General features: G+C 46.5%; 4 tRNA genes. All 4 read right to left on the bottom strand.

Going from position 1 to position 398, the window contains the following annotated elements:
- Positions 1–3: 3 nt before the first annotated feature.
- A tRNA-Asp gene (locus tag B9N62_RS10295) sits at positions 4–80 on the bottom strand.
- A gap of 8 nt (positions 81–88) precedes the next feature.
- Positions 89–164, bottom strand: a tRNA-Val gene (locus tag B9N62_RS10290).
- Between the two features lie 17 nt (positions 165–181).
- Positions 182–257: transfer RNA gene (locus tag B9N62_RS10285), tRNA-Glu, on the bottom strand.
- Positions 258–270: 13 nt separating this feature from the next.
- Positions 271–346: transfer RNA gene (locus B9N62_RS10280), tRNA-Lys, on the bottom strand.
- Between the last annotated feature and the right edge of the window lie 52 nt (positions 347–398).

Here is a 398-nt window from a genome sequence, read left to right as displayed (position 1 = left end):
AGATGGCGCAGCGGACGGGGCTCGAACCCGCGACCTCCGCCGTGACAGGGCGGCATTCTAACCAACTGAACTACCGCTGCACCTAAAATGGTGGTCGCTATAAGACTCGAACTTATGACATCCACCTTGTAAGGGTGGCGCTCTACCAACTGAGCTAAGCGACCTAAAATTTAAAAATATCTGGCGACCCTTAGAGGATTTGAACCTCTGTTTCTACACAGAGAAAGTAGAGTCCTGAGCCACTAGACGAAAGGGTCATAAACCCAAAAATGGTGTCCTGCGTTGGATTCGAACCAACGGCCCCCTCATTAAAAGTGAGATGCTCTACCGACTGAGCTAGCAAGACATTTACTTAAAAAAGAATTGAGATTATACAAAAAACATTATTACATGTCAAG

The organism is Campylobacter concisus, assembly GCF_002165785.1.
GTDB lineage: Bacteria > Campylobacterota > Campylobacteria > Campylobacterales > Campylobacteraceae > Campylobacter_A > Campylobacter_A concisus_W.
The sequence above is the reverse complement of the archived record's forward strand: the minus strand, read 5'-3'. Positions and strand labels throughout refer to the sequence as shown.